General features: G+C 64.1%; 19 protein-coding genes. 7 read left to right on the forward strand and 12 right to left on the reverse strand.

The genetic code is table 11. The features are described from left to right. The first annotated feature begins 4 nt into the window (after positions 1–4). Positions 5–820 carry a transporter substrate-binding domain-containing protein gene (locus tag BBX50_RS09675; RefSeq protein WP_161490865.1) on the forward strand — a complete coding sequence of 272 codons (816 nt, stop codon included), beginning with the start codon at positions 5–7 and terminating at the stop codon, positions 818–820. A 22-nt stretch (positions 821–842) separates the two neighbouring features. Next, on the forward strand, positions 843–1,517 hold the full coding sequence (locus BBX50_RS09680) for an amino acid ABC transporter permease (protein WP_065775095.1): 675 nt from the start codon (positions 843–845) through the stop codon (positions 1,515–1,517). Here BBX50_RS09680 and BBX50_RS09685 read toward each other — a convergent pair. After that, positions 1,510–2,385: a LysR family transcriptional regulator gene (locus BBX50_RS09685; RefSeq protein WP_065775096.1), complete on the reverse strand. Its 876-nt coding sequence runs from the start codon at positions 2,383–2,385 to the stop codon at positions 1,510–1,512. The genes BBX50_RS09680 and BBX50_RS09685 overlap by 8 nt on opposite strands. Before the next feature lie 123 nt (positions 2,386–2,508). On the opposite strand from BBX50_RS09685, the gene BBX50_RS09690 reads away from it, so the two are divergent. From BBX50_RS09690 to BBX50_RS09705, 4 genes are all read left to right on the forward strand, one after another. Next, a complete protein-coding gene (locus tag BBX50_RS09690; RefSeq protein ID WP_065775097.1) occupies positions 2,509–4,956 on the forward strand; it encodes an FAD-dependent oxidoreductase in 2,448 nt (815 codons plus the stop codon). Next, positions 4,953–7,400, forward strand: coding sequence for an FAD-dependent oxidoreductase (locus tag BBX50_RS09695; protein WP_065775098.1), 2,448 nt, complete (start codon positions 4,953–4,955; stop codon positions 7,398–7,400). Before BBX50_RS09690 ends, BBX50_RS09695 begins: the two co-directional genes overlap by 4 nt. 339 nt (positions 7,401–7,739) lie before the next feature. Further along, positions 7,740–9,284, forward strand: a complete 1,545-nt coding sequence (locus BBX50_RS09700) for a trimethylamine methyltransferase family protein (protein ID WP_065775430.1) — start codon at positions 7,740–7,742, stop codon at positions 9,282–9,284. A 535-nt stretch (positions 9,285–9,819) separates the two neighbouring features. Further along, positions 9,820–11,052 (forward strand): aromatic ring-hydroxylating dioxygenase subunit alpha, encoded by a 1,233-nt coding sequence (locus tag BBX50_RS09705; protein WP_065775099.1) that lies wholly within the window; start codon positions 9,820–9,822, stop codon positions 11,050–11,052. 53 nt (positions 11,053–11,105) lie between these two features. Here BBX50_RS09705 and BBX50_RS09710 read toward each other — a convergent pair whose 3' ends face one another. Continuing rightward, positions 11,106–11,549 carry an Lrp/AsnC family transcriptional regulator gene (locus BBX50_RS09710; protein ID WP_244513126.1) on the reverse strand — a complete coding sequence of 148 codons (444 nt, stop codon included), beginning with the start codon at positions 11,547–11,549 and terminating at the stop codon, positions 11,106–11,108. Positions 11,550–11,662: 113 nt separating this feature from the next. On the opposite strand from BBX50_RS09710, the gene BBX50_RS09715 reads away from it, so the two are divergent. Further along, on the forward strand, positions 11,663–12,247 hold the full coding sequence (locus tag BBX50_RS09715; RefSeq protein ID WP_083213611.1) for a cysteine hydrolase family protein: 585 nt from the start codon (positions 11,663–11,665) through the stop codon (positions 12,245–12,247). Between the two features lie 54 nt (positions 12,248–12,301). On the opposite strand, the gene BBX50_RS09720 is transcribed toward BBX50_RS09715, so the two are convergent. The 10 genes from BBX50_RS09720 to BBX50_RS09765 all read right to left on the reverse strand — a co-directional run bounded on the left by BBX50_RS09720 (position 12,302) and on the right by BBX50_RS09765 (position 22,579). Further along, positions 12,302–12,826 carry a hypothetical protein gene (locus BBX50_RS09720; RefSeq protein ID WP_065775101.1) on the reverse strand — a complete coding sequence of 175 codons (525 nt, stop codon included), beginning with the start codon at positions 12,824–12,826 and terminating at the stop codon, positions 12,302–12,304. A 282-nt stretch (positions 12,827–13,108) separates the two neighbouring features. Continuing rightward, positions 13,109–14,218, reverse strand: coding sequence for an ABC transporter substrate-binding protein (locus tag BBX50_RS09725; protein WP_274534001.1), 1,110 nt, complete (start codon positions 14,216–14,218; stop codon positions 13,109–13,111). A gap of 49 nt (positions 14,219–14,267) precedes the next feature. Continuing rightward, a complete protein-coding gene (gene fhuF / locus BBX50_RS09730) occupies positions 14,268–15,023 on the reverse strand; it encodes a siderophore-iron reductase FhuF (RefSeq protein ID WP_065775102.1) in 756 nt (251 codons plus the stop codon). 347 nt (positions 15,024–15,370) lie between these two features. Continuing rightward, complete coding sequence (locus tag BBX50_RS09735; protein WP_065775103.1) at positions 15,371–15,865, reverse strand: nuclear transport factor 2 family protein; 495 nt, start codon at positions 15,863–15,865, stop codon at positions 15,371–15,373. 57 nt (positions 15,866–15,922) lie between these two features. Beyond that, complete coding sequence (locus BBX50_RS09740; protein WP_065775104.1) at positions 15,923–17,350, reverse strand: gamma-aminobutyraldehyde dehydrogenase; 1,428 nt, start codon at positions 17,348–17,350, stop codon at positions 15,923–15,925. A gap of 24 nt (positions 17,351–17,374) precedes the next feature. Then, positions 17,375–18,190 (reverse strand): ABC transporter permease, encoded by an 816-nt coding sequence (locus BBX50_RS09745; RefSeq protein ID WP_065775105.1) that lies wholly within the window; start codon positions 18,188–18,190, stop codon positions 17,375–17,377. After that, positions 18,180–19,130: an ABC transporter permease gene (locus tag BBX50_RS09750; protein ID WP_065775106.1), complete on the reverse strand. Its 951-nt coding sequence runs from the start codon at positions 19,128–19,130 to the stop codon at positions 18,180–18,182. Before BBX50_RS09750 ends, BBX50_RS09745 begins: the two co-directional genes overlap by 11 nt. Beyond that, positions 19,127–20,125, reverse strand: coding sequence for an ABC transporter ATP-binding protein (locus BBX50_RS09755; protein ID WP_065775107.1), 999 nt, complete (start codon positions 20,123–20,125; stop codon positions 19,127–19,129). Before BBX50_RS09755 ends, BBX50_RS09750 begins: the two co-directional genes overlap by 4 nt. Positions 20,126–20,349: 224 nt before the next feature. After that, entirely contained in the window at positions 20,350–21,510 is a 1,161-nt protein-coding gene (locus BBX50_RS09760) for an ABC transporter substrate-binding protein (protein WP_065775108.1), read from the reverse strand. A 160-nt stretch (positions 21,511–21,670) separates the two neighbouring features. Next, entirely contained in the window at positions 21,671–22,579 is a 909-nt protein-coding gene (locus tag BBX50_RS09765; RefSeq protein WP_043624663.1) for a LysR family transcriptional regulator, read from the reverse strand. Positions 22,580–22,672 lie beyond the last annotated feature (93 nt).

Below are 22,672 nucleotides of genomic sequence, written 5' to 3' on the forward strand. Positions count from 1 at the left end.
GAAGATGATCAGACTGGCATCCTGCGCAACCCTTCTTGCAACCACGCTGCTTTCGGCCGGTGTCGCGCAAGCGGAACCGCCTGCCTTTGCCGCCGACGGCGAGCTCGGCGTCTGCACCACGGCCGCCTTCCCGCCGCTGTCGTTCAAGGAACACCCGGCCGATACGGCCCCGACCGGCATCGACATCGAGATCGCCGAGGCGCTGGCCGGCCTCTGGAACGCCAAGGTGAGCTACACCGTCACCGAATTCGCTGGCCTCTTGCCGACGCTCGGGGCAGGGCGCTGCGACGTCATCGTCAGCGGCATCTACATCAACGCCAAGCGGCGCGAGACCTATGATGGCGTGCCCTACATGAAATCGGCGACCGCGATGGTGACCAAGGCGGGCAGCGACACGATCAAGGTGCCGGAGGACCTGAGCGGCAAGGTGATCGCGCTCGAAGCCGGCGCCTACTACAAGGAGGAGCGGATCGGGCCGCTGAACGAGGCGCTTGCCGCCAAGGGCCTGCCGCCGGTCGAGGTGCAGGAATACCCGACCCAGCAGGCGGCCTATCAGCAGGTGCTTGTCGGCCGCGTCGATGCGACGGTGACGGAAGAGGCCGAGGGCGCCTATCGCGCCTCCCGCTCCGAAGGCGCGCTTAAGCTTCCCTACATCTGGACCTCGGATTTCAAGTACGGCATCTACAGCCGGCGCGACGGCGCCGATGCGGTGGCCGTCAAGGCGGGGCTCAAGACGCTGAAAGAAAAGGGCTTCTTCGGCGAGCTCGCCAAAAAGTACGGCCTCGATCCGTCGCTCTTCGACGTCGACTACGACTCCTAAACCGCCGAGATAGGGGCAGGGCATGAATTTCGACACGACACTGTTTCTGGATGCCCTGACCATGCCCGTCATGCTGCAGGGGGCGGGCATCGCCATCCTGCTCTCGGTCCTGGTGCAGGCGGCATCGTTCCTGCTCTGCCTGCCGCTCGCCGTGGCGCTCAATTCGATGGCGAAGGTGCGGCGCACTGCGGCACAGCTCTATGTCTGGCTGTTCCGCTCGTCGCCCTTGATCCTCGTGCTTCTGATCGTCTGGAACGGCGCGCCGCAGCTCTTTCCGGGGCTGACGCGGGCGCCCTGGTACACGCCCTTCGTCGCCGCCTTCATCGCCTTCACGCTGGTGACGGCCGCCTATATGGCCGAAGCGATGCGCGGGGCGCTTTCCGCGATCGGTCAGGGGCAGACGGATGCCGCCCGCGCGCTCGGGCTCAACCGCTGGCAGACCTTCTTTCTGGTGGTCCTGCCGCAGGCGCTGCGGATCGTCATGCCGGTGCTCGTCAACGAGTTCATCAACCTGATCAAGCTGACCTCGCTTGCCTATGTGATCTCGATGCGCGAGATCATGGCGGTCGTCAACGACGCGATCGCGTCGAGCTTCCGTTTCGTCGAGTGGTATTCGGCTGCACTGATCTATTATCTCGCGATCGTCTCCATCCTGATGGTCCTGCAGCGGCTGATCCAGCGCCGCAGGCCTAAGTGATTTCCGTTCCTGGGACCGGCAGGGTCGATAGCAGCGCGCCCATGGCGCCGATGATCTTGCGGTGCTGGTGGGCGTGGCGGGTGCGAAGGCTGGTCGCGGCATAGACGGTCTGCGGGATCACCGGCGCATCCTGAACGCGAAACGCAAATCCATCAGCAGAAAGCCACTCGGCCGTTGCCGCCGTCACATAGGCCGCGCCACCAAGCGCTGCGAGCAGCCGGGTGATCGCCATGTTCTGCCCGGCCGAAAGCAGCGCCGCGGAGAGATGCGGCAAGGCCAGCCGGTGGGCGCGGTCGAAGGTCGGCGAGTAGCTTGACCGGATATAGCTTTCGGAGCGGACTTCGGCCAGTTCACGCGCTTGCGTACTGACCAGCACGTAATGCAGATCGCCGATCCGTTCATAGTAGAGGTCGGGCAGGTAGTGGGGCGTATAAAGGATCGCCAGGTCGAGGTCGCCGGCGCCGAGGTCGCGGTTCATCTGGTTGGAATAATCGGCCTCCATATAGACCTCGGTTGCGGGCAGGTCCTGCCTGATGGCGGCCATCCATTCACCGGCAAAAGCTTCGGCCAGATCATGCTGGATGCCAAGCCGCATGGAGCGTTCCAGTGCACCGGCACTGGTGACCGCGCGGGTCGCCTCATGCCATTGATTCTGCAAGGCTTTTGCGTAATCGAGGAAGCGCAGGCCAGCGGCCGTCGGCACCGTGCCGCCCTTGTTGCGGGTGAAGAGCTTGCGGTTGAACTGGGCTTCCAGCGCCTTTACCCGGTGCGACACGGTCGATTGGGTGATGTTCAGCCGCTCGGCGGTGCGGTTGAAGGAACGGCTCTCCATCAGGTCGAGGAAGGTTTCGATCAGCTCAACCTGCATGCCATAAGCTCCTGTTGCGGTCGCTCCAATCTAATCGAATTCATCGATCAATAAAGCCTGTTTCCTTCGCTTGATGGCGCCTCGCTTCACCGGCAAGAATTCCGCCAAACGAGGGAACAGTTGATGTCGAAATTGCCGTCTCACGCACGGGTCGTGATCATCGGTGGGGGAGCGATCGGCGCCTCCTCGCTCTACCATCTCGCCAGGGCCGGCTGGACCGATTGCGTGCTTCTGGAAAAGAACGAGCTGACGGCGGGCTCGACCTGGCATGCGGCCGGCAATGTGCCGACATTTTCGTCTTCCTGGTCGATCATGAACATGCAGCGCTATTCGGCGTCGCTCTACCGCGACCTCGGCGCGCTGGTCGACTACCCGATGAACTATCACGTCACCGGCTCGATCCGGCTCGGCCATTCCAAGGAAAGGCTGCAGGAGTTCAAGCGCGTCGTCGGCATGGGGCGCTATCAGGGCATGGACCTTGATATCCTCTCGCCCGACGAGATGCGCGCCCGCTACCCCTTCCTCGAAACCCACGAGCTGACCGGCGCGCTCTACGACCCCTATGACGGCGACATCGACCCGGCGCAGCTGACGCAGGCGCTTGCCAAGGGCGCGCGCGACATGGGTGCCAAGATCATCCGCTTCTGTCCGGTCACGGCGGCCCGCCGTGAAAACGACGAATGGGTGATCTCGACGCCGCAGGGCGAGATCCGCTGCGAATATGTCGTCAACGCTGCCGGCTACTATGCCCGCGAGGTCGGCAAGATGTTCGGCCGCGACGTGCCGATGATGGTGATGAGCCATCAGTACATCCTGTTCGACGAGATCCCGGAGCTTGCCGCCTGGTCGAAGGAGGCCGGCCACAAGCTGCCGCTGCTTCGCGACGTCGACAGTTCCTACTATCTCCGCCAGGAGAAGAACGGCATGAACCTTGGCCCCTACGAGCGTAACTGCAGGGCCCATTGGGTCACGTCTGACGATCCGATGCCGGAGGACTTCTCCTTCCAGCTCTTCCCCGACGATCTCGACCGGCTGGAATGGTATCTGAACGATGCCGTCGAGCGCGTGCCGATCCTCGGAACCGCCGGGCTGTCGCGGATCATCAACGGCCCGATCCCCTATGCGCCCGACGGCAACCCGCTGATCGGCCCGATGCCGGGCGTGCCCAACGCGTTTGAGGCCTGCGTCTTCACCTTCGGCATCTGCCAGGCCGGCGGCGCCGGCAAGGTGCTGGCCGAATGGATCACCGAGGGCCAGACCGAATGGGACATGTGGTCCTGCGACCCGCGCCGCTACACCGATTATACCGACCAGGACTATTGCATCGCCAAGGGCATGGAGATCTACGGCCACGAATATGCGATGCATTTTCCCAAGCATTACTGGCCGGCAGGGCGGGACAAGAAGCTGTCGCCGATCCATGACCGCATCGCCGCCCTCGGCGCGCAGTTCAAGCCCTATAACGGCTGGGAGCGGGCGATGTGGTACGCCAAGCCGGGCGACGATACATCCGAGGAGGCAACGCAGACCTGGGGCCGCGAGGGGCCGTGGGCGAAGCGTATCGAGGAGGAGTGCCTGGCCGTGCGCGATGCCGCCGGCATCCTCGACCTGCCGGGCTTCTCACGCTTCCGGGTGAAGGGCGAGGGGGCAACCGCGTGGCTCTCCGGCCTGATCACAGGCCGCGTGCCGAAGCCGGGCCGCATCGGCCTTGCCTATTTCGCCGACGACAAGGGCCGCATCGTCACCGAAATGTCGGTCATGATGCTCGACGAGGACTTTTTCTTCCTGATCACAGCGGCAACGGCGCAGTGGCACGATTTCGAATGGCTGACGAAGCACCGTCCCGCCAATGCGGCGTTCACCATCGACGACGTGACGAAATCCTTCTCCTGCCAGATCCTCACCGGGCCGAAGTCGCGCGCCATCCTCGCCGAGGTCAGCGACGCCGATCTCACCAAGGGTTGGCTCACGCATCAGACGGCTGAGATCGCCGGACGCTATTGCCAGCTCGTGCGCGTCTCCTTCGCCGGCGAACTCGGCTGGGAGGTCCACACCAAGGTTGAGGACACGGCTGCCATCTTCGACGCCGTCTGGGCGGCCGGTCAGAAGCACGGCCTCAAACCCTTCGGTATGGAAGCGCTCGACAGCCTGCGGATCGAGAAGGGCTATCGCGCCTGGAAGGGCGATCTTTCGACCGACTACACCATCCTGCAGGGCGGGCTCGAACGCTTCGTCGACTGGGGCAAGCCCGGCTTCAAGGGCAAGGCGGCGCTGGAGCGCGAAAAGCAGCAGGGCGTTTCCAAGCGCTTCGTGACGCTGACGGTCGCCGCCGACGGCTGCGACGCGCCCTATATGTCGACGCTCTGGTCGGGCGGGCAGGTGGTTGGTGAAACGACCTCGGGCAACTGGGGCCACCGCGTCGGCAAGTCGATTGCGCTCGGCATGCTCAGGGCCGACCTTGCCGTGCCCGGCAAGGAGATCGAGGTCGAGATCTTCGGCGACCGCGTCAAGGCGACGGTCGAGGCGGACCAGCCGCTCTGGGATCCCTCCAATGAAAGACTGCGCGCATGACGAAGCCCATTCCCTCGAAAGCCCGTGCGGTCATCATCGGCGGCGGCGTGTCCGGCTGCTCGGTCGCCTATCATCTCGCCAAGCTCGGCTGGACCGATGTGGTGCTGCTCGAGCGCAAGCAGCTGACCTCGGGTACCACCTGGAATGCGGCCGGGCTCATCGGCCAGTTGCGCGCTTCGCAGAACATGACGCGGCTCGCGAAATACTCCGCCGACCTCTACGTCAAGCTCGAAGCCGAGACCGGCATTTCCACCGGCATGCGCCAGAACGGCTCGATCACGGTCGCGCTGACGGAGGAGCGCAAGGAGGAAATCTATCGCCAGGCGTCGCTGGCGCGTGCCTTCAATGTCGACGTGCGCGAGATCACGCCTGATGAAGTGAAGGCGATGTATCCGCACCTCAACACTTCTGATGTGAAGGCGGCGGTGCATCTGCCGCTCGACGGCCAGTGCGACCCGGCCAACATCGCCATGGCGCTTGCCAAGGGCGCGCGCCAGAACGGCGCCACGATCATCGAGGGCGTCAAGGTGACGTCGGTTCTGAAGAAGGACGGCCGGGTGACGGGCGTCACCTGCGAGCAGAACGGCGAGACCCATACGATCGAGACCGACCATGTCGTCAACTGCGCCGGCATGTGGGGCAGGGAGTTCGCGCGGCAATCGGGCGTCACCGTACCGCTGCATGCCTGCGAGCATTTCTACATCGTCACCGAGGCGATCCCGGAGCTCAAGCGCCTGCCGGTGCTGCGCGTGCCGGATGAATGCACCTATTACAAGGAGGATGCCGGCAAGATGCTGATCGGCGCCTTCGAATTGAAGGCCAAACCCTGGGGCATGGACGGCATCCGCGAGGATTTCTGCTTCGACCAGCTGCCCGACGATTTCGATCATTTCGCGCCGATCCTGGAGATGGCGGTCAACCGCATGCCGATGCTGGAGACCGCCGGCATCCACACCTTCTTCAACGGCCCGGAAAGCTTCACGCCCGACGACCGCTACTATCTCGGTGAAGCGCCCGAGGTGAAGGGCTACTGGGTCGCGGCCGGTTACAACTCGATCGGCATCGTTTCCTCCGGCGGCGCCGGCATGGCGCTGGCTCAGTGGATGAACGACGGCGAGCCGCCCTTCGATCTCTGGGAAGTGGATATCCGCCGGGCGCAACCGTTCCAGAAGAACCGCGCCTACCTTAAGGATCGTGTCTCGGAAACACTCGGCCTGCTCTATGCCGACCACTTTCCCTATCGCCAGATGGCGACGGCGCGCGGCGTGCGCCGTTCGCCGCTGCACGAGCACCTGAAGGCCCGCGGCGCCGTCTTCGGCGAGGTCGCCGGCTGGGAACGAGCCAACTGGTTTGCGAGGGACGGCCAGGAGCGCGAGTACCGCTATTCCTGGAAACGGCAGAACTGGTTCGAGAACCAGAGGGACGAGCACCTGGCGGTCAGGAATGGCGTCGGCCTGTTCGACATGACCTCCTTCGGTAAGATCCGGGTGGAGGGGCGCGATGCGCTTTCCTTCCTGCAAAGGCTCTGCGCCAACGACATGAACGTCGAGCCCGGTCGCATCGTCTATACCCAGATGCTGAACGCCCGCGGCGGCATAGAGAGCGACCTGACGGTGACGCGGCTTTCGGAGACCGCGTTTCTGCTGGTCGTGCCCGGCGCTACCTTGCAACGCGACCTTGCCTGGTTGCGCAAGCATCTCGCCGACGAATTCGTCGTCATCACCGATGTCGGTGCCGGCGAAAGCGTGCTCTGCGTCATGGGACCGAAGGCACGGGACCTCATGCAGAAGGTCAGCCCCAACGATTTCTCGAATACCGCCCATCCCTTCGGCACGGCGCGCGAGATCGAGGTCGGCATGGGCCTCGCCCGTGCCCACCGGGTCACCTATGTCGGCGAGCTCGGCTGGGAGCTCTATGTCCCGACCGATCAGGCGGCACATGTCTTCGAGGCGCTGGAAGAGGCGGGCGAGGGGCTAGGCTTGAAGCTCTGCGGCATCCATACGCTCGACAGCTGCCGCATCGAAAAGGCGTTCCGCCATTTCGGCCACGACATCACCGACGAGGATCACGTGCTGGAAGCCGGGCTCGGCTTTGCGGTAAAGCCCGACAAGGGCGATTTCATCGGCCGCGAGGCGGTGCTCGCCAAGCACAATCGCGGGCTCTCGCGCCGGCTGGTGCAGTTCCGGCTCTCAGATCCCGAGCCGCTGCTTTTTCACAACGAGGCGATCGTCCGCGACGGCAAGATCGTCGGCACGATCACATCGGGCAATTACGGCCACCACCTCGGCGGCGCCATCGGCCTCGGCTACGTGCCGTCGGAAGGCGAGAGCGACAAGGACGTGCTTGGCTCGCGCTTCGAGATCGAGATCGCCGGAACGCGGGTGAGAGCCGAGGCTTCCTTGAAGCCGATGTACGATCCGCGAGCCGAGCGGGTGCGGATGTAGGTGTTCGGCAGCGTCGGGCATCGGGTTCGGTGTTCGAGTTGTGAACTGCCCCTCATCCGCCTGCCGGCACCTTCTCCCCGCAGGCGGGGAGAAGGGACACGCGGCGCCGGGCTCGTTCCCCCATTTGCTGGCGGGCAGAGAGGCCGGGTGAATGGCAGGCGACAGACGATGCGGCGCCGGAAGACCGATACCTCTCTCTGATGAACGGTGGAGAGAGGAACGAGCGGAAGCAGCAAGTCCCTTCTCCCCGTCAAAACGGGGAGAAGGTGCCGGCAGGCGGATGAGGGGCATCGCCCCCACCGCACGGATGAGGGGCACCTGCCCCATTGGGAGATGATGATGGCTGACGATTGCGCAGTTGCGGCTTCGAGACGGTCCGGGGGACGGGCAGCGCGGGTGGCGCTGCGCGCTGCACCGCTTGCCGAAAATATCCGGCCGGTCCGTCCCGGTCTTTCCGGCGGGCAATACAAGCCGCTGACGGACGCTGGCGTGAGGCGCATCCATGAGGCGGCGCTCGATGCGCTGGAACAAATCGGCCTTGCCAATGCACCGAAGTCCGGCGTCGAGATCTTGACCGGGGCCGGCGCCATTCTCGGCGATGACGGACGCATTCGTTTTCCCCGCGCGCTGGTCGAGGACATGCTTTCGATCGCCGCGCGCGACATCACGCTCTACGCCCGCGACCCGAAGCAGGATCTCGAACTCAGCGGCACGCGCGTCTATTACGGCACGGCGGGTGCTGCGGTGCATATCGTCGATGTCGAGAAGCGCGAGTACCGCGAATCCACCGCCAAGGATCTCTTGAACGCCGCCCAGCTCGTCCACCATCTCGACAACGTGCACTTCTTCCAGCGCGCCATGGTCTGCCGCGATGTCGCCGACAACTTCCTGATGGACGTCAACACGCTCTACGCCTGCTGCGCCGGCACGACGAAACATGTCGGCACCAGCTTTTCCGATCCATCCCATGTCGACGGCTGCTTCGATCTCATCCACATGATCGCCGGCGGTGAGGACAAGTGGCGGGCGCGACCTTTCGTTTCCAACTCGAACTGCTTCGTCGTGCCGCCGATGAAGTTTGCCGAGGAAAGCTGCATCACCATGGAGAAGTGCATCCGCGCCGGTATGCCGATCTTGCTTCTGTCGGCGGGGCAGGCTGGTGCAACGGCTCCTGCGCCGCTCGCAACCGCGATCGTGCAGGCGGTCGCCGAGTGCCTGGCGGGCGTCGTCTATGTCAATGCCATGTCGCCCGGGCACCCGGCGGTCTTCGGCACCTGGCCCTTCGTGTCGGATCTCAGAACCGGGGCAATGTCCGGCGGCTCCGGCGAACAGGCGCTGCTGACGGCCGGTTGCGCGCAGATGCATCAGTTCTACCGGCTTCCGGGTGGCGCTGCCGCCGGCATCGCCGACGCCAAGCTGCCGGATATGCAGGCCGGCTGGGAGCAGGCGATCTCCAACGTCATGGCAGGGCTTTCGGGCCTCAACATGGTCTATGAAGCCGTCGGCATGCATGCCTCGCTGCTTGGCTTCTGCCTGGAGTCGCTGGTGCTCGGCGACGATCTTTTAGGCCAAGTGCAGCGCTGCATCCGCGGCATCGACGTGACGGAGGATTCGGTTTCGCTCGAGACCATGCGTTCGGTTTGCCTCGACGGTCCGGGCCACTATCTCGGCCATCCGCAGACGCTGGGGCTGATGCAGACGGAATACATCTATCCGGCCGTCGCCGACCGCACGAGCCCGAAGGAGTGGGTGGAAATCGGTAGACCGGACCTGGTCGCAAAGGCGATCGAAAGGAAGAACCGCATTCTCGCCGAAGCGGCCCCGTCGGTGATCGCGCCTGAGATCGACCGAATGATCCGGGAGAAATTCCAGATCTTTTGCTGAGTTTCGCGCTCCGTCCCGGTTGCGGGGCGGGGCAACGGGTGGCCGGATCCGGCTCGCTCGTCTTTCCAGATTTGAGCCGTTCAGGCGTCGGCATTGTCGGCGGGTGACGGCGCTTGTCCGGACGGCGTTAGGGAGCGCCCCTCATCCCCCGGTGAAGGAAGCCCCCTCATCCCCCGGTGAGGGAAGCCCCTCATCCCCCGGTGAGGGAAGCCCCTCATCCCCCGGTGATCCGGCCTGCCGGCCACCTTCTCCCCGTTTTGACGGGGAGAAGGAAACCCGCGGTGACCGCCGTGCCTCAAAGACGAGGCAGGGAGAAGGGGCGGTGCGGCGAAACTGGTGCCGTTCGCTGGGGGCAGCTGTCCAGGCACAACGGCACCTTTTCCCTCTCCCCGCCTGCGGGGAGAGGGTCAGGGTGAGGGGCGGTTCTCGCTCCAACGACAGATTTGAGAGCCATCTGGCGCCCAATGAAAATTGAGTACGCGCACGCCGGAACGCGGTCCTTCCGGTCTTGTTATTGGAATTGGAGTTCAGGCCCATGCTCGTTTCGGAGCTCAAGAATACGACTGTGACGGGCGACCGCATCGATCAGCTGGTCGCCGCCCATCGGCCCGGCCATGGGCTCGCGCGCGCCTTCTATCTCGACCCGGGGATCTATGAACGCGATCTGGAGCGGGTGTTTCGCCGTCACTGGCACTGCGTCGCCCATGAGAGCGCGATCCCGAACGCCAACGACTTCGAGGTCTTTCGCATGGCCTCCGAGCAGGTGATCGTCACGCGTACGGCAAGTGGCGAGATCCATGCGATGCTCAATGTCTGCCGTCATCGCGGCGCCGAGGTCTGCACCAAGGACAAGGGCAACGCCCGGGCCTTCGTCTGCCCCTATCATGCCTGGACCTACGGCAATGACGGGGCGCTGAAGGCGGCGCGGCTGATGCCCAAGGATTTCAGGCGTGAGGACCACGGGCTGAAGAAGCTGCATGTGCGCGTCGCCGAAGGGCTGATCTTCATCTCGTTTGCCGACGAGCCGCTCGATTTCTCCGAAGTCGAGCACCTGTTGCATGCGACCTGTGGCCAATATGGCTGGGGATCGGCAAAGATCGCCCATCGGCAGACGTATCCGGTTGACGCCAACTGGAAGCTGGCCGTCGAGAACTATGTCGAGTGCTATCATTGCGGCCCGGCGCATCCGGAGTATTCTGAGACGCACGCGCTGGAACAGCCGCTGCACATGATCGAGGAACTGAACGCGCGGATGGAGGCGCGCACCTGCGAACTCGGCATCGAGGTCGGCTCCGGCAACCATTGGCAGACATCCGTTGGCGGCAAGGAGGCGGTGCATGCTTTCCGTTACCCGCTCTATGACGGCGCCAAGACCGGCAGCAAGGACGGGCAGGCACTGAGCACGCTGATGGGCCGCTTCAGCGATTTCGACGGTGGTGTGACCTCCATCCACTTGGGCGGCACCACCTTTCTCGTCTGCTATCCCGATCACGGCATGATCTACCGCTTCATTCCGAAGACCGCAGAAACATCGGAGATGGAGCTGATCTGGCTGGTGGACGGCAGCGCCGAAGAGGGCCGGGATTACGATCTCGACCGGCTGACCTGGCTGTGGAAAGTGACGACCGAGGAGGACAAGGCGATCATCGAGCACACGTCGCGCGGCGTGCGCTCGCACTATTTCGTGCCGGGGCCGATCGCGCCGATGGAGCACAACGAGTTGCGCTACATCAACTGGTATCTCGACGAGATCAGCCGGCCTGTCTGAGGAACGTCCTCGTGTGGGCGATGCGGCCGGAAAGTCGCGCCGCTCGCTTAATCCTAATCCCGCCTGTCGAAATGGGTGCGGAGCGCCACATGCGTCTGCACCGTGGCGACGCCGGGGATGATCGAAATCTGGCGGCGGATGGTGTCGAGATCGCCGTTGGAGGCACATTCGACCAGCACCATCAGGTCGGTGGAACCGGCGAGCGACCAACAGGTAACGATCGGCGGCATGGCGGAGAGATGCGGCACGATGTGGTCGCAGTTCTTGCCGGGCTGGAAGCTGATGGCGATCAGCGATTTGACCGTCGGGCTCTGGTCCTCGACGCCAAGGCGGATGGTGTAGCCGGCAATCACGCCTTTTGCTTCCAGCCGCCGCAGGCGGTCATGCGCCGCACTGCGTGAAAGCCCGCTGTGGCGGGCGAGCGCCACCAGGCTCTGGCGCGAATCCTGCCGGAGTGCCGCCAGCAGCAGGCGATCCTTTTCATCGATTTCCGTCAAAATGCGTCCTCCATCACGCCGTTTCCGGACGTTCGTCCGGCTTGGCGCCATCTTGTCCAGTGAAACCGGACGATAGGGCAGATAGCGTCCTCCTGCAACGAAGGAGCCTTGCCATGACAACACCTGCCATACCCGCCAACGCCGTGCTGCTGCCGATCGACATGCAGCGGGCCTTCGACAGCGCGCCGTGGCCGCGGCGCTGGAACGACGCTGTCGACCGGAACGGCCTTGCCCTCATTGCCGCCTGGCGCGCCAGTGGCCGGCCGATCATCCATGTGCGCCACGACAGCGTGACCGATGGCTCGACGCTTGCGCTTGGGTCGCCCGGCAATGCGTTCCGGCCGGGCTTCGGGCCTGAGGGCGGCGAGCCGCTCGTCACCAAGGGCGTCCACGCCGCCTTCATCGGCACAGATCTCGATCTGCGGCTCCGGCGTCTCGGCATCGACACGGTCGTTGCCTTTGGCATCTCGACGGACATGTGCGTTTCGACCTCGGTCAGGGTCGGGGCCAATCTCGGCTACCGAATGATCCTGGTCGAAGACGCCTGCGACTGCTTCGACCAGCCGGACGGAGAGGGCGGGGTGATCGCAGCGCGTGAGATCCACCGCGCCCATGTGGCGACGCTGCGTGCCGAATTCGCAGAGGTGACGACGACGGCAGGGATCGTCGAGGCGCTGCGGCGTCCGGCTGCAGCTTGATGTCTGGCGCGGATGCGGGCAGCCGCTCAGCTCTTCCCGTTTCCGCGCCGCCTGCTACCGGTTGCCGCCACGGACCTCCAGCACTTCGGTTGTCCATTTGGGGGCGGTCAGGGCTTCGCCCTCGCGGTTCGGGAAGGTGAGGAAGGTCTCGAAGGCGCGGTTCTGGCCGGCCGGCACGCGGGCAAGGATCAGCGCCGTGTCGTCGCCGATCTTTTCACAGGCCCCTGCGGGGCAGTTTTCCAGCGTTACGGAAAGACGGAAATACTCAAGCAGGGTCTGGCCCTTGTTCGTGACCGTGCCCCGCAGGCGGAAGCTTCGTTCGGGCTGGCTCTGTTCGAACGTCAGGCCCTCAAGCGCGATGTCTGCGGCCGTGAGGCCAGTTGGCTGCGACGTTTGCACCGGTTCTGGGGCTGCGGGCGTGCTGCCGTCGCGATCGCTGAACCAGATGATGAAGGCGACGAGCAGGCCGAGTGCCACGGCGACGGAGAGGATCGGTTCCGCCCATTGGCGAAAACGGCTGAAGCGTGCCGCCAGGTACACGACCACAAGGCCCAACGGTAACGCAATCAACCACAGCATCCAGATCCTCCTCACCCGCATCATTCCTTGAATCGGAATCGACGCAAGGGGGAAATCATGCAGCCGATCAAAGCGTTACCGCGCCGTTGATCTCGCGGGAACGGCGCGCTGCACCGCCTCGACTTTTATATAGGGTGGGCGGCGACTGGCAACATGTCGGGGGACCGCCCTGACGAATTGCTGAGCGCGCGTGAGGATCGAGCGCCGCACACAATGTGGGCGCTGGCATGCCGGGCGCTCGTATGGAGGCATGGCCAGCGTTTCCAGCTGAAGCGGCGCGCGCTATTTGGCAGGTTTCAGGTCCACCCAATAGGTGCCCTCGAACGGTACCGCGGCGAAGCGTGCGTTGATTTCGGCAAGGCTCTTTTTCGGGTCGAGATCGGAAAAGAGGTCCGGCCGGATCCAGGTGGCGAAGGTCTCGGCGGCGACGATGTTGAGGGGGACGGCGTTGAAGAAGTTCCAAAGCCCGTGGACGCGCTTTTCTTCGACTGCGCGGAGGCTGGCAAGAGCCGGAGCCTTGACGGTTTCAGCGAGCGTTTGCCGAGCCCGCTCCTCATCGACGCCGGGACCGATCGAGAGGGTGCCGTATTTGCCGCCGGGTGAAGACGTGGCGATATAGACGTCGGGATTGGCGGCCATCACGGCCTCGGCATTGACCTTGCCGCCGAGCGGCGGCAGCCCGCCCTCGGCCATGTTGCGGGCGCCGGCGACGGTCAGGAATTCGCCGAGACCGGATACGCCATAGGCCCAGCAGCACCGGTCTGCCTGGGGGAAGGCATCCATCAGCACCAGCGGCCGCGGGTCCGGTCTGGCGGCAATGCGCGCGCGGATCAGCTTGAGTTTGTCCTCGTAGAAACGGGCGAAGGCTTCCGCCTGTTCGTCCCGGTCGAGGATCTTGCCGAGGAGGCGCATCATGCGCGGCGTGTTCACCAGCGCGTCGTTGTTGAAGTCGACGACGACGACTGGCACGCCAATGCCGGTCAGGTACTCGATGGCGCGCTTGCCCTGTTCCGTATCCGCCTGCCAGTTGGCAAGGATCGCAAGGTCGGCGTTGAGCGACAGCAGCGCCTCAAACGAGAGACCCGCGCCGGTACCGTCATCGATCAGTGGTACGTCGGCGAGTGCGGGGAATTTGCGCTCGAAGCTCTCGTAGAGCTCCGGGTTGTCGCCCTTCATGTCGCCGGACCAGCCGGCAAGCAGGCTGACCGGGTCGGGATGGATCAGCGACAGGGCGACGAGGTTGAAACCGCTGCCAAGCAGGATCGCCTTGGGCTTTGCCGGTATCGTCACCTCACGGCCAACCGCATCGCTAACCGCCATCGGCCACGTGCCTTCGGCCCGGGCAGCAGTGCCGAACATGAAGGCGAGAGCAAAAACAAGAACGAGCCGCAGGGCGGCCGGGAAGATGCAGCGATGAAACAAACCTGTTGGTTCCTTTGGCCTATTGGTTCCGTTGGCTTGGAAGGGCGCAGAGGCTGCCGCAGCTCGGAACCCCGGGCAGCAGATAGCGCAGGCAGCAGATCTTGCGGCGGCAGACGCGGGCGCCATCTTCCTCCTCGTGCCGCAGGCAATCGAAGAAGGGATTGGGAGATCCGTCCGGCATCGCCTTGCTACCGATCAGCGCGTCGGCCTGGGCATTCAGAGGTTCGATGCCGGAGGCGCGCAGCGCGTAGTCGATATAAACCAGCGCATTGTTCCAGGCGAGCTTCGGCGCGATGCCGCCGACCGATTTCAAGTGGCCGACGACTTCGCGCAGATGTCCGCCCATCAGTGGCGCCAGTGTCGCGAAGACATCGGCGTCGTCGACGTCCTTCCAGGCGCCAGCATTGGCAACACCGAAGGTCCGGGGCAGGCCGTCTTCGGCGAGCGCCACCGTCATCTCCTCGAAGCCGATCGGCAGCACCTGATGGTCGAGCACGCGGGCAACGAGATAGGGGATGGTGAGGCTCGAGAAATAATAGAGCGACCACATGGAGGCAACGGCGCGCCGGTCGCTGGCACCGGATTTTTCCGTGTAGAAGTCGAGCGCCCGGTCGAAGGCGCCGGAGGCAAAGAAATCCGGCAGCGGCATGCCGTCAGAAAGGCTGTCGGAGAGAACCATCTTTTCGTTGCACCAGGCATGGGTACCGGCGAAGGCGGCTGACAGCGCCTTGGGGCCGCCGGTCTCGATGACGGCTTCGGAAACGGCAGCCGTCATCGCGTCACCCGCACGGCAGCGCGCCCGATCGGAAAAACAGCCGTGAAAGAACGCCGTCCTGCAAGCATGCGATACACCTTCTGAGCAACTCAGAAATTCATAAGGTGATCGTGTTACTCAAGATTTTTGCGCGCGCAAGAGATTTATGAGTTTTGCGGTCATGATTTGATGCGCGAACGACCGAGGACGAAAGCCGCAGGCGGGGCCTGCGGCTCTCTCCGCGCTGAAACCTGCTGCGTGCTTCTTAAATCCAATCTGATTTGAGGACAAAACATGCAGCCGTTCAAGGTGGTGCAGCGACCTTTGCGCGTCTGATCAGTCGCGCGGCGCTGCAGGCATAGCGCCGCTTATTGCATCAAGCCGAGCTGCTTGTAGAAGCCGAGCGCGTCGTAATAATCGTTCTGAGCCGCGATCTTGCCGTCCTTGAGCGTAAAGACCGAGGCCCCGGTGAACTTGAAGCTTTTGTTGGTCGCCGCCGTGCCATCGGCCCAGGCACCCGAATTGGTGCCGGAGAATTCCCATTCGAACGAGACCTTGTCGCCGGCGGCGATCGGGTCGCCCTTCATGGTCCAGACCGCATCGGGAACCGCATTCAGGAAGTTGTCGATGACGCCGGTCTTGGCAGCATCCTTGCCGGTCACCGGCGTGCCGACGGACGCGTCGTAATAGGTCACGTCATCGGCGAAGTAGGATGCCGCCTTGGCCGAGTCATGGGCATTCCAGGCCGCGACATAGGCCGCGACCACGTCAGGTGCCGCGTCGGCGGCAAAGGCCGCCGGCGTCAGCACGAGGGCGCTGAGGCCCAAGGCGCCTGCAGCAACAAGCAGTTGACGACGGTACATGACAAACTCCTCCCTTTTGTTTTTGTTGTCCGGGCGAGATGCGCGTTCGGCGCAACCTCAGCCGTGGTTGATCATGATGTGGCGGACGGCGGTGTAATCCTCGAGCGCATAGACCGACATGTCCTTGCCGTAGCCTGACTGCTTGACGCCGCCATGCGGCATCTCGTTGGTCAGCATGAAGTGGGTGTTGATCCAGGTGCAGCCATATTGCAGGCGCGAAGCCGCCTTCATCGCCCTGGAGATATCCTTGGTCCAGACCGAGGAGGCGAGGCCGTAGTCACTGTCGTTGGCCCAGGCGATGGCATCGTCCTTGCCGGTGAAGCGGGTGACGGAGACCACCGGCCCAAAGACCTCGCGGCGGACGATCTCGTCTTCCTGGGTGGCGCCCGCGACCACGGTCGGCTGGAAGAAGAAGCCGTCCGAGCTGCCGGCGCTGCCGCCGGTGGTGATCTCGATGTGCTTCTGGTCGGCGGCGCGCTCGACGAAGCTTGCGACGCGGTCGCGCTGGCGGCGGGAGATCAGCGGGCCGATCTCGTTTTCGGTGTCGTCGGCGAGATTATAGCGGATCGTCGAGACGGCGGAGGTCAGGTCGGCGACCAGCTTCTCGTAGATGCCGGCCTCGGCGTAGATGCGGCAGGCGGCGGTGCAGTCCTGGCCGGCATTGTAATAGCCGAAGGTGCGGATGCCATTGACCACCGCTTCGAGGTCGGCGTCGTCATAAACGATGACCGGGGCCTTGCCGCCAAGTTCCAGATGGGTGCGCTTCACGGTCTTGGCCGCCGCCGCCAGCACCTTCTTGCCGGTGGCGATGTCGCCGGTGATCGAGACCATCGAGATCTTCGGGTGGTTGATCAGCGCATTGCCGACGGTTTCGCCGCGGCCGGAAATGACGTTGACGACGCCTTCCGGCAGGATGTCGGCGAGCACGCGGGCAAGCTTCAGCGCCGTCAGCGGCGTCTGCTCGGAGGGCTTGAAGACGACGGTGTTGCCGCCGGCAAGCGCCGGGGCCAGCTTCCAGGCCATCATCATCAGCGGGTAGTTCCAGGGCGCGATCGAGCCGACGATACCGATCGGATCGCGGCGGATCATCGAGGTATGGCCGGGCAGATATTCGCCCGCAGTCGGGGCATGCAGGTTGCGCACGGCGCCGGCAAAGAAGCGCCAGCAGTCGATAATTGCCGGCAGTTCGTCATTCTTCACCGCGTTGATCGGCTTGCCGCAGTTGAGCGCTTCGAGGGCGGCGAAACCATCGGCTTCCTTCTCGATCGCGTCGGCGATCTTCAGCAGATAGTTCGAGCGCTCGGCCGGCGTCGTCTGCGACCAGGTGGTGAAGGCGTGGCCGGCGGCGTCGACGGCCGCCTCGACCTGGGTATGCGAGGCTTCCGGCAGGTCGACGATCTTGCCGCCCGTCCGCGGGTTCAGGATGTGTTCGTCAGCCTCGGTGCCGGCCTCGAAGCGCGATCCGATCAGCAGTTGGGTGTCCATGTCTGTTCTCCCTTGAAAGTCGAGTTACTTGCCGGCGCCGGCGATCTGGTCGCCGTCGCGGGTGAGGTAGTAGGCGCCGAGGATCGGCAGGAAGGTGACGAGCACCACGACCATGGCGACGACATTGGTCACCGGCCGCTGGCGCGGGCGGATCAGCTCTTCAAGCATCCAGATCGGCAGCGTCGACTGCTGGCCGGCGGTAAAGGTGGTGACGATCACCTCGTCGAAGGACAGCGCGAAGGCGAGCATGCCGCCGGCCAAGAGTGCAGTGCCGATGTTCGGCAGGATGATGTAGCGGAAGGTCTGGAAACCGTCGGCGCCGAGGTCCATCGAGGCCTCGATCAGCGAGCCGGAAACCCGCCGGAAGCGGGCGACCGCATTGTTATAGACGACGACGATGCAGAAGGTCGCGTGGCCGAGCACGATGGTCCAGAAGGAGAAGGGGATATCGGCCATCGAGAAGGCGGAGCGCAGCGCAATGCCGGTGATGATGCCGGGCAGCGCAATCGGCAGGATGACGAGCAGCGAGATCGTCTCGCGGCCGAAAAAGCGCGTCTGGCTGACGGCAGCTGCACAGAGCGTTCCGAGCACCAGCGCCACGGTCGTGGCGATCGAGGCCACCTTGACCGACAGCGTCAGCGCCGCCCAGACGTCGGGCCGGTTCCAGGCAACGGCGAACCATTGCGTCGTCAGCCCCGGCGGAGGGAACTGGTAGCTCTTTTCCTCCGTCGTAAAGGCGTAGAGGAAGATCAGCAGGATCGGCAGGTGCAGGAAGGCGAGGCCGGCGGCGGCCGCGATCTTCAAGCCCATCGGGGAGCGGTTGAGGCGATCAGAGCGCATCGAAGGCCCCCATGCGTTTGGCCATGAACAGATAGGCGCCCATGATGACGATCGGCACGACGGTGAAGGCGGCGGCAAGCGGGATGTTGCCGGCCGTGCCCTGCTGGGCATAGACCGCCTGGCCGATGAAGAGGCGCGACGAGCCGACGATCTGCGGGATGATGTAGTCGCCGAGCGTCAGCGAAAAGGTGAAGATCGAGCCGGCAACGATACCGGGCAGCGCCAGGGGAAAGAGCACGTGGCGGAAGGTCTGGGCCGGCGTGCCGCCGAGATCGGAGGAAGCCTCGATCAGGTTGCCGGGCACGCGCTCAAGGGCCGCCTGGATCGGCAGGATCATGAAGGGCAGCCAGACGTAGACGAAGACGATGAAGGTGCCGGTGTAGCTGACCGAGAGCGAGTTGCCGCCGACGACGGGCAGCGCCAGCCAGGCGTCGAGCAGCCACAGCAGGTGCAGCTTTTCGAAGATCCAGGTGAGAATGCCTTCCTTGGCGAGGATCAGCTTCCAGGCGTAGATCTTGACCAGATAGCTCGACCAGAGCGGCAGCATGACGCCGAGATAGAAGAGCACCTTCCACTTCCCTTGCGCATAACGCGCCGCGTAATAGGCGATCGGGAAAGCGATGACGGCGGAGGCGACGGTCACGGTCGCGGCCATCAGCACGGTGCGCAGGATGATGTCGAGGTTGGCTTCGCTGAGCAGCTGGCGGTAGGTCGCCAGCGTGAACTCGTAATTGATCAGGCCTGAGAAATCGTCGATCGAGAAGAAGCTCTGGAGCAGGAGCGCAAAGAGCGCGCCGAGATAGACGACGCCGAGCCAGAGGAGTGGCGGCGCCAGCAGCACCGTCAGGAGCAGGTGCGGGTGCTTCCAGAAGAAGTCCGACAGGCGGCCGGCGGGTCCGCGGCGCTCAGGCAACACGAGGGGTTCGGCAAAGGCGGTCATGCGTCCTCCATCGGGTGCAGCTCGTCGGCGGCGAAGCTGATGGTGACGGGGCTGCCGAGTGCCGGCACGGTAAGGGCTGCAGGGCTTGCGACCGCGACGCGGGCGCCGTCGACATCGACGACGACGCGGTTGACGGCGCCGAGGAAACTATGGGCCGAGACCGTGCCCGAGAGGCTGAGCGCGCCGTCCCACGGCGTGGAGATGGAGATCGCCTCCGGCCGCAGGCTGGCGGACGGCGACTTCAGCCCGAGCCGCTGGCAGAGCTTTTGCGGCAGCACGTTCGACGAGCCGACGAAATCGGCAACGAACCGTGTCTTCGGCTGCTTGTAGACGTCTTCCGGGCGGCCGAGCTGCTGGATGCGGCCATCGTTGAACACGGCGATGCGATCTGCCATCGACAGGGCTTCACCCTGATCGTGGGTGACGAAGACGAAGGTGATGCCGAGCGACTTCTGCAGGCTCTTCAGTTCCTCCTGCATCTGCTCGCGCAGCTTCAGGTCAAGCGCGCCGAGCGGCTCGTCGAGCAGCAGCACCTTGGGCTTGTTGACGAGCGCACGGGCCAGCGCCACGCGCTGGCGCTGGCCGCCGGAGAGCTGGCCGGGGCGGCGGGTGCCGTAACCCGGCAGCTTGACCATGGCGAGCGCGTCCTCGGCGGCTTTCCGGCGTTCCTCGCGGCCGACGCCCTTGACCATCAGGCCATAGGCGACATTGTCGAGGATCGAGAGATGCGGGAAGAGAGCATAGTCCTGAAAGACCGTGTTGACGCTGCGCCGATAGGGCGGAACGCCCTCGGCGGTTTCGCCGAAGATCTCGATATGGCCGCCGGTCGGCTGCTCGAATCCTGCCATCAGGCGCAGGCAGGTGGTCTTGCCGGAGCCCGAAGGGCCGAGCATGGCGAAGAATTCGCCCTCGGCAATTTCGAGGTTCACGCCATCGACGGCGCGCACGGCGCCGAAGTGGCGGGAAACATTGTCGAAGAGAACGGCGGTGGTCATTGAAATGCTCCGGAAAGTTTGGCCCCTCATCCCCGCGGTGAGGGGCAGCGCCCCTCATCCGCCCTGCCGGGCACCTTCTCCCCGCAGGCGGGGCGAAGGAGACGTGCGGCGGGCGTTTTGCCTCAACTTTACGACCGGCGGATTTGCCGAGGTCGTTCCCTCTCCCCGCGTGCGGGGAGAGGGCCCAAGGTGAGGGGCAAATGCTTGCGTTAGTTCGCGACGGCTCAGCGGCCGCCGATCACGCCGATATAGTCGGAGACCCAGCGGTGATAGGGCACGCATTCGCCCTGGCTTTCGCACTTCGTCACTGGCGTCTTCCAGAACTTGACCTTGTCGAAGTCCTCGTAGCCGTTGGTCTTGCAGCCGGCGTCGGTCAGAAGTTCGTTGCCCTTGCAGGCGGCACCGACCGATGGGTTGGCGCCGAACCAGGCGGAAACGTCACCCTGCACCTTCGGCGACAGCGAATGCTCCATCCACATATAGGCGCAGTTCGGATGCGCGCTTTCGGCATGCAGCATGGTGGTATCCGCCCACCCGGTCACGCCTTCTTCCGGAATGGTCGAGGCGATCGGCAGCTTTTCGGCTTCCATCAGGTTGACCTGGAAGGGCCAGGAGCCGGAGGCGACGACACCTTCGTTCTTGAAGTCGTCGATCTGGATCATCGCGTCGTGCCAGTAGCGGCCGACCAGCTTGCGCTGGCCGCGAAGCAGTTCGAGGGCCGCCTTGTACTGGTCCTCGTTGAGCTCGTAGGGATTCTTGATGCCGAGCTCGGGCTTGTGGGCCATCAGATAGTTGGCGGCGTCGGCGACATGGATCGGACCGTCATAGGCCTGAACGCGGCCCTTGTTGGACTTGCCGTCGGGCAGGTTCATTTCCTCGAAGACGACGTTCCAGCTCTTCGGCGCTTCGTCCTTGAAGGCGTCCTTGTTGTACATCAGCACGTTCGGGCCCCAGACGTAAGGGACGCCGTAGTGGACGCCGTTGACCGTGTGCCAGGGCGCGTTCTGCATGCGCTCGTCGATCGTCTTCCAGCTCGGGATGAGGTCGGTGTTAACAGGCTGGACGCGCTTGCCGGCGACAAGGCGCAGCGAGGCGTCGCCCGAGGCGGTGACGAGGTCGAAGCCGCCTTCGTTCATCAGCGCCACCATTTCATCCGAGGTGGCGGCCGTCTTGACCGAGACCTTGCAGCCGGTCTGCTTTTCGAAATCGGTGACCCAGTCATAGGCCTTGTCGGTCTCGCCGCGCTCGATGTAGCCGGCCCAGGCGACGATGGAGAGTTCGCCTTCGCCCTTGCCGACTTCCTTCAGCGGCTCCTGCGCGAATGCCGGGGCGACAAGGCCGAGCGACAGGGTCAATGCCGTGCAGGATTTGAGCATCTGCTTCATCTGAATTCTCCCAGTTTTGAGCCGCGTTTTGCGGCTTCGTTCCCAGGATGAAGCGTGCCTTCATTTCACCGTATTCGCAAATTCATTAAACAGAATGTCGCTTTCGGTTTTTCCGATATCGGTACGCCGAAGCCCAATTAAAGCAAGCAAATACAGTGTGTTAACGCGGTCTGGCGCTACGGAGCGCCTCGGCGATGCCGACGAAATCGCGCGCCGATTGCGGCAGGCCGGAGCCCTTGCGCCAGACCATGCCGACCTGCACGACGGGAAGCGCGCCGGAGACGTCGCGGCTTTCGATGCGGTCGCCTTCAAGCGACCAGGGGCGGTAGACGAGGTCGGGCAAAAGTGCGATGCCGGCGCCGGTTGCAACCAGGCTGCGCACCGCCTCGACCGAGCGGGTGCGGAAGGCCACATGCGGGCGGGCGCCGAGTGCGGTCAAAAGCTTGCCGGTGTTCTCCTCGATTTCGTCGACCGTCAGCATGATCAGCGGCTCCTTGGCGATATCGCTGACGGAGATGATGTCGGCGCTGACGAGCGGATGGCCGATCGGCAGCCACAGGCGATAGGGCGAGGTCTCCAGGATTTCCGCCTGCAGCGCCATGCGGTCGCGCAGGTTGGAGATAACCATGACGGCGACGTCGAGTTCGCCGCCGATCAGCAGATGTTCGAGATAGGAGCCGTTGTCCTCAATCGCGCTGACCTCGACGCCGGGGCAGGCGCGGCGATAGCGGGCAAGCAGATCGGAAAGCACGTAACCTGCGACCAGCGAGGTAACGCCGAGATTGAGCTTGCCGCCGGTCTCCTCGCGGCTGTCGGAAAAGCTTCGTCTGGCGTCCGAGACATTGGACAGGATCTTGGTGGCGTGGCGCAGGAACTGGTGGCCGTTATGGGTGATCGACAGGCCGCGCGGATGCCGGTCGAAGAGCTCGACGCCGAGATCGCCTTCGAGTTCCTTGATCGCCTCGGTGATCGAGGATTGCGAGATCGAGAGGTTCTGCGCCGCGCGGGTGATCGAACCCTGTTCGGCGACGGCGACGAAATACTGCAACTGTCGAAATGTGAAGGCCATGGCGCGAGTTAATAGGTGCGGGGCGTGGCTGGCAAGCGGGCTGAGACCGGGCAGGATCGGCTGTCGATATTTTCTACCGATGTCGGTTTTCGA

The sequence above is a fragment of the Ensifer sp. LC11 genome (assembly GCF_001695835.1).
Lineage (GTDB): Bacteria > Pseudomonadota > Alphaproteobacteria > Rhizobiales > Rhizobiaceae > Ensifer.

What these genes read in the sequence shown, in the direction of transcription:
- BBX50_RS09675 (WP_161490865.1), top strand. Translation starts at nt 5, where the DNA reads ATGATCAGACTGGCATCCTGCGCAACCCTTCTTGCAACCACGCTGCTT.
- BBX50_RS09680 (WP_065775095.1), top strand. Translation starts at nt 843, where the DNA reads ATGAATTTCGACACGACACTGTTTCTGGATGCCCTGACCATGCCCGTC.
- BBX50_RS09685 (WP_065775096.1), bottom strand. Translation starts at nt 2,385, where the DNA reads ATGCAGGTTGAGCTGATCGAAACCTTCCTCGACCTGATGGAGAGCCGT.
- BBX50_RS09690 (WP_065775097.1), top strand. Translation starts at nt 2,509, where the DNA reads ATGTCGAAATTGCCGTCTCACGCACGGGTCGTGATCATCGGTGGGGGA.
- BBX50_RS09695 (WP_065775098.1), top strand. Translation starts at nt 4,953, where the DNA reads ATGACGAAGCCCATTCCCTCGAAAGCCCGTGCGGTCATCATCGGCGGC.
- BBX50_RS09700 (WP_065775430.1), top strand. Translation starts at nt 7,740, where the DNA reads ATGGCTGACGATTGCGCAGTTGCGGCTTCGAGACGGTCCGGGGGACGG.
- BBX50_RS09705 (WP_065775099.1), top strand. Translation starts at nt 9,820, where the DNA reads ATGCTCGTTTCGGAGCTCAAGAATACGACTGTGACGGGCGACCGCATC.
- BBX50_RS09715 (WP_083213611.1), top strand. Translation starts at nt 11,663, where the DNA reads ATGACAACACCTGCCATACCCGCCAACGCCGTGCTGCTGCCGATCGAC.
- BBX50_RS09720 (WP_065775101.1), bottom strand. Translation starts at nt 12,826, where the DNA reads ATGCTGTGGTTGATTGCGTTACCGTTGGGCCTTGTGGTCGTGTACCTG.
- fhuF (WP_065775102.1), bottom strand. Translation starts at nt 15,023, where the DNA reads ATGACGGCTGCCGTTTCCGAAGCCGTCATCGAGACCGGCGGCCCCAAG.
- BBX50_RS09735 (WP_065775103.1), bottom strand. Translation starts at nt 15,865, where the DNA reads ATGTACCGTCGTCAACTGCTTGTTGCTGCAGGCGCCTTGGGCCTCAGC.
- BBX50_RS09740 (WP_065775104.1), bottom strand. Translation starts at nt 17,350, where the DNA reads ATGGACACCCAACTGCTGATCGGATCGCGCTTCGAGGCCGGCACCGAG.
- BBX50_RS09745 (WP_065775105.1), bottom strand. Translation starts at nt 18,190, where the DNA reads ATGCGCTCTGATCGCCTCAACCGCTCCCCGATGGGCTTGAAGATCGCG.
- BBX50_RS09750 (WP_065775106.1), bottom strand. Translation starts at nt 19,130, where the DNA reads ATGACCGCCTTTGCCGAACCCCTCGTGTTGCCTGAGCGCCGCGGACCC.
- BBX50_RS09755 (WP_065775107.1), bottom strand. Translation starts at nt 20,125, where the DNA reads ATGACCACCGCCGTTCTCTTCGACAATGTTTCCCGCCACTTCGGCGCC.
- BBX50_RS09760 (WP_065775108.1), bottom strand. Translation starts at nt 21,510, where the DNA reads ATGAAGCAGATGCTCAAATCCTGCACGGCATTGACCCTGTCGCTCGGC.
- BBX50_RS09765 (WP_043624663.1), bottom strand. Translation starts at nt 22,579, where the DNA reads ATGGCCTTCACATTTCGACAGTTGCAGTATTTCGTCGCCGTCGCCGAA.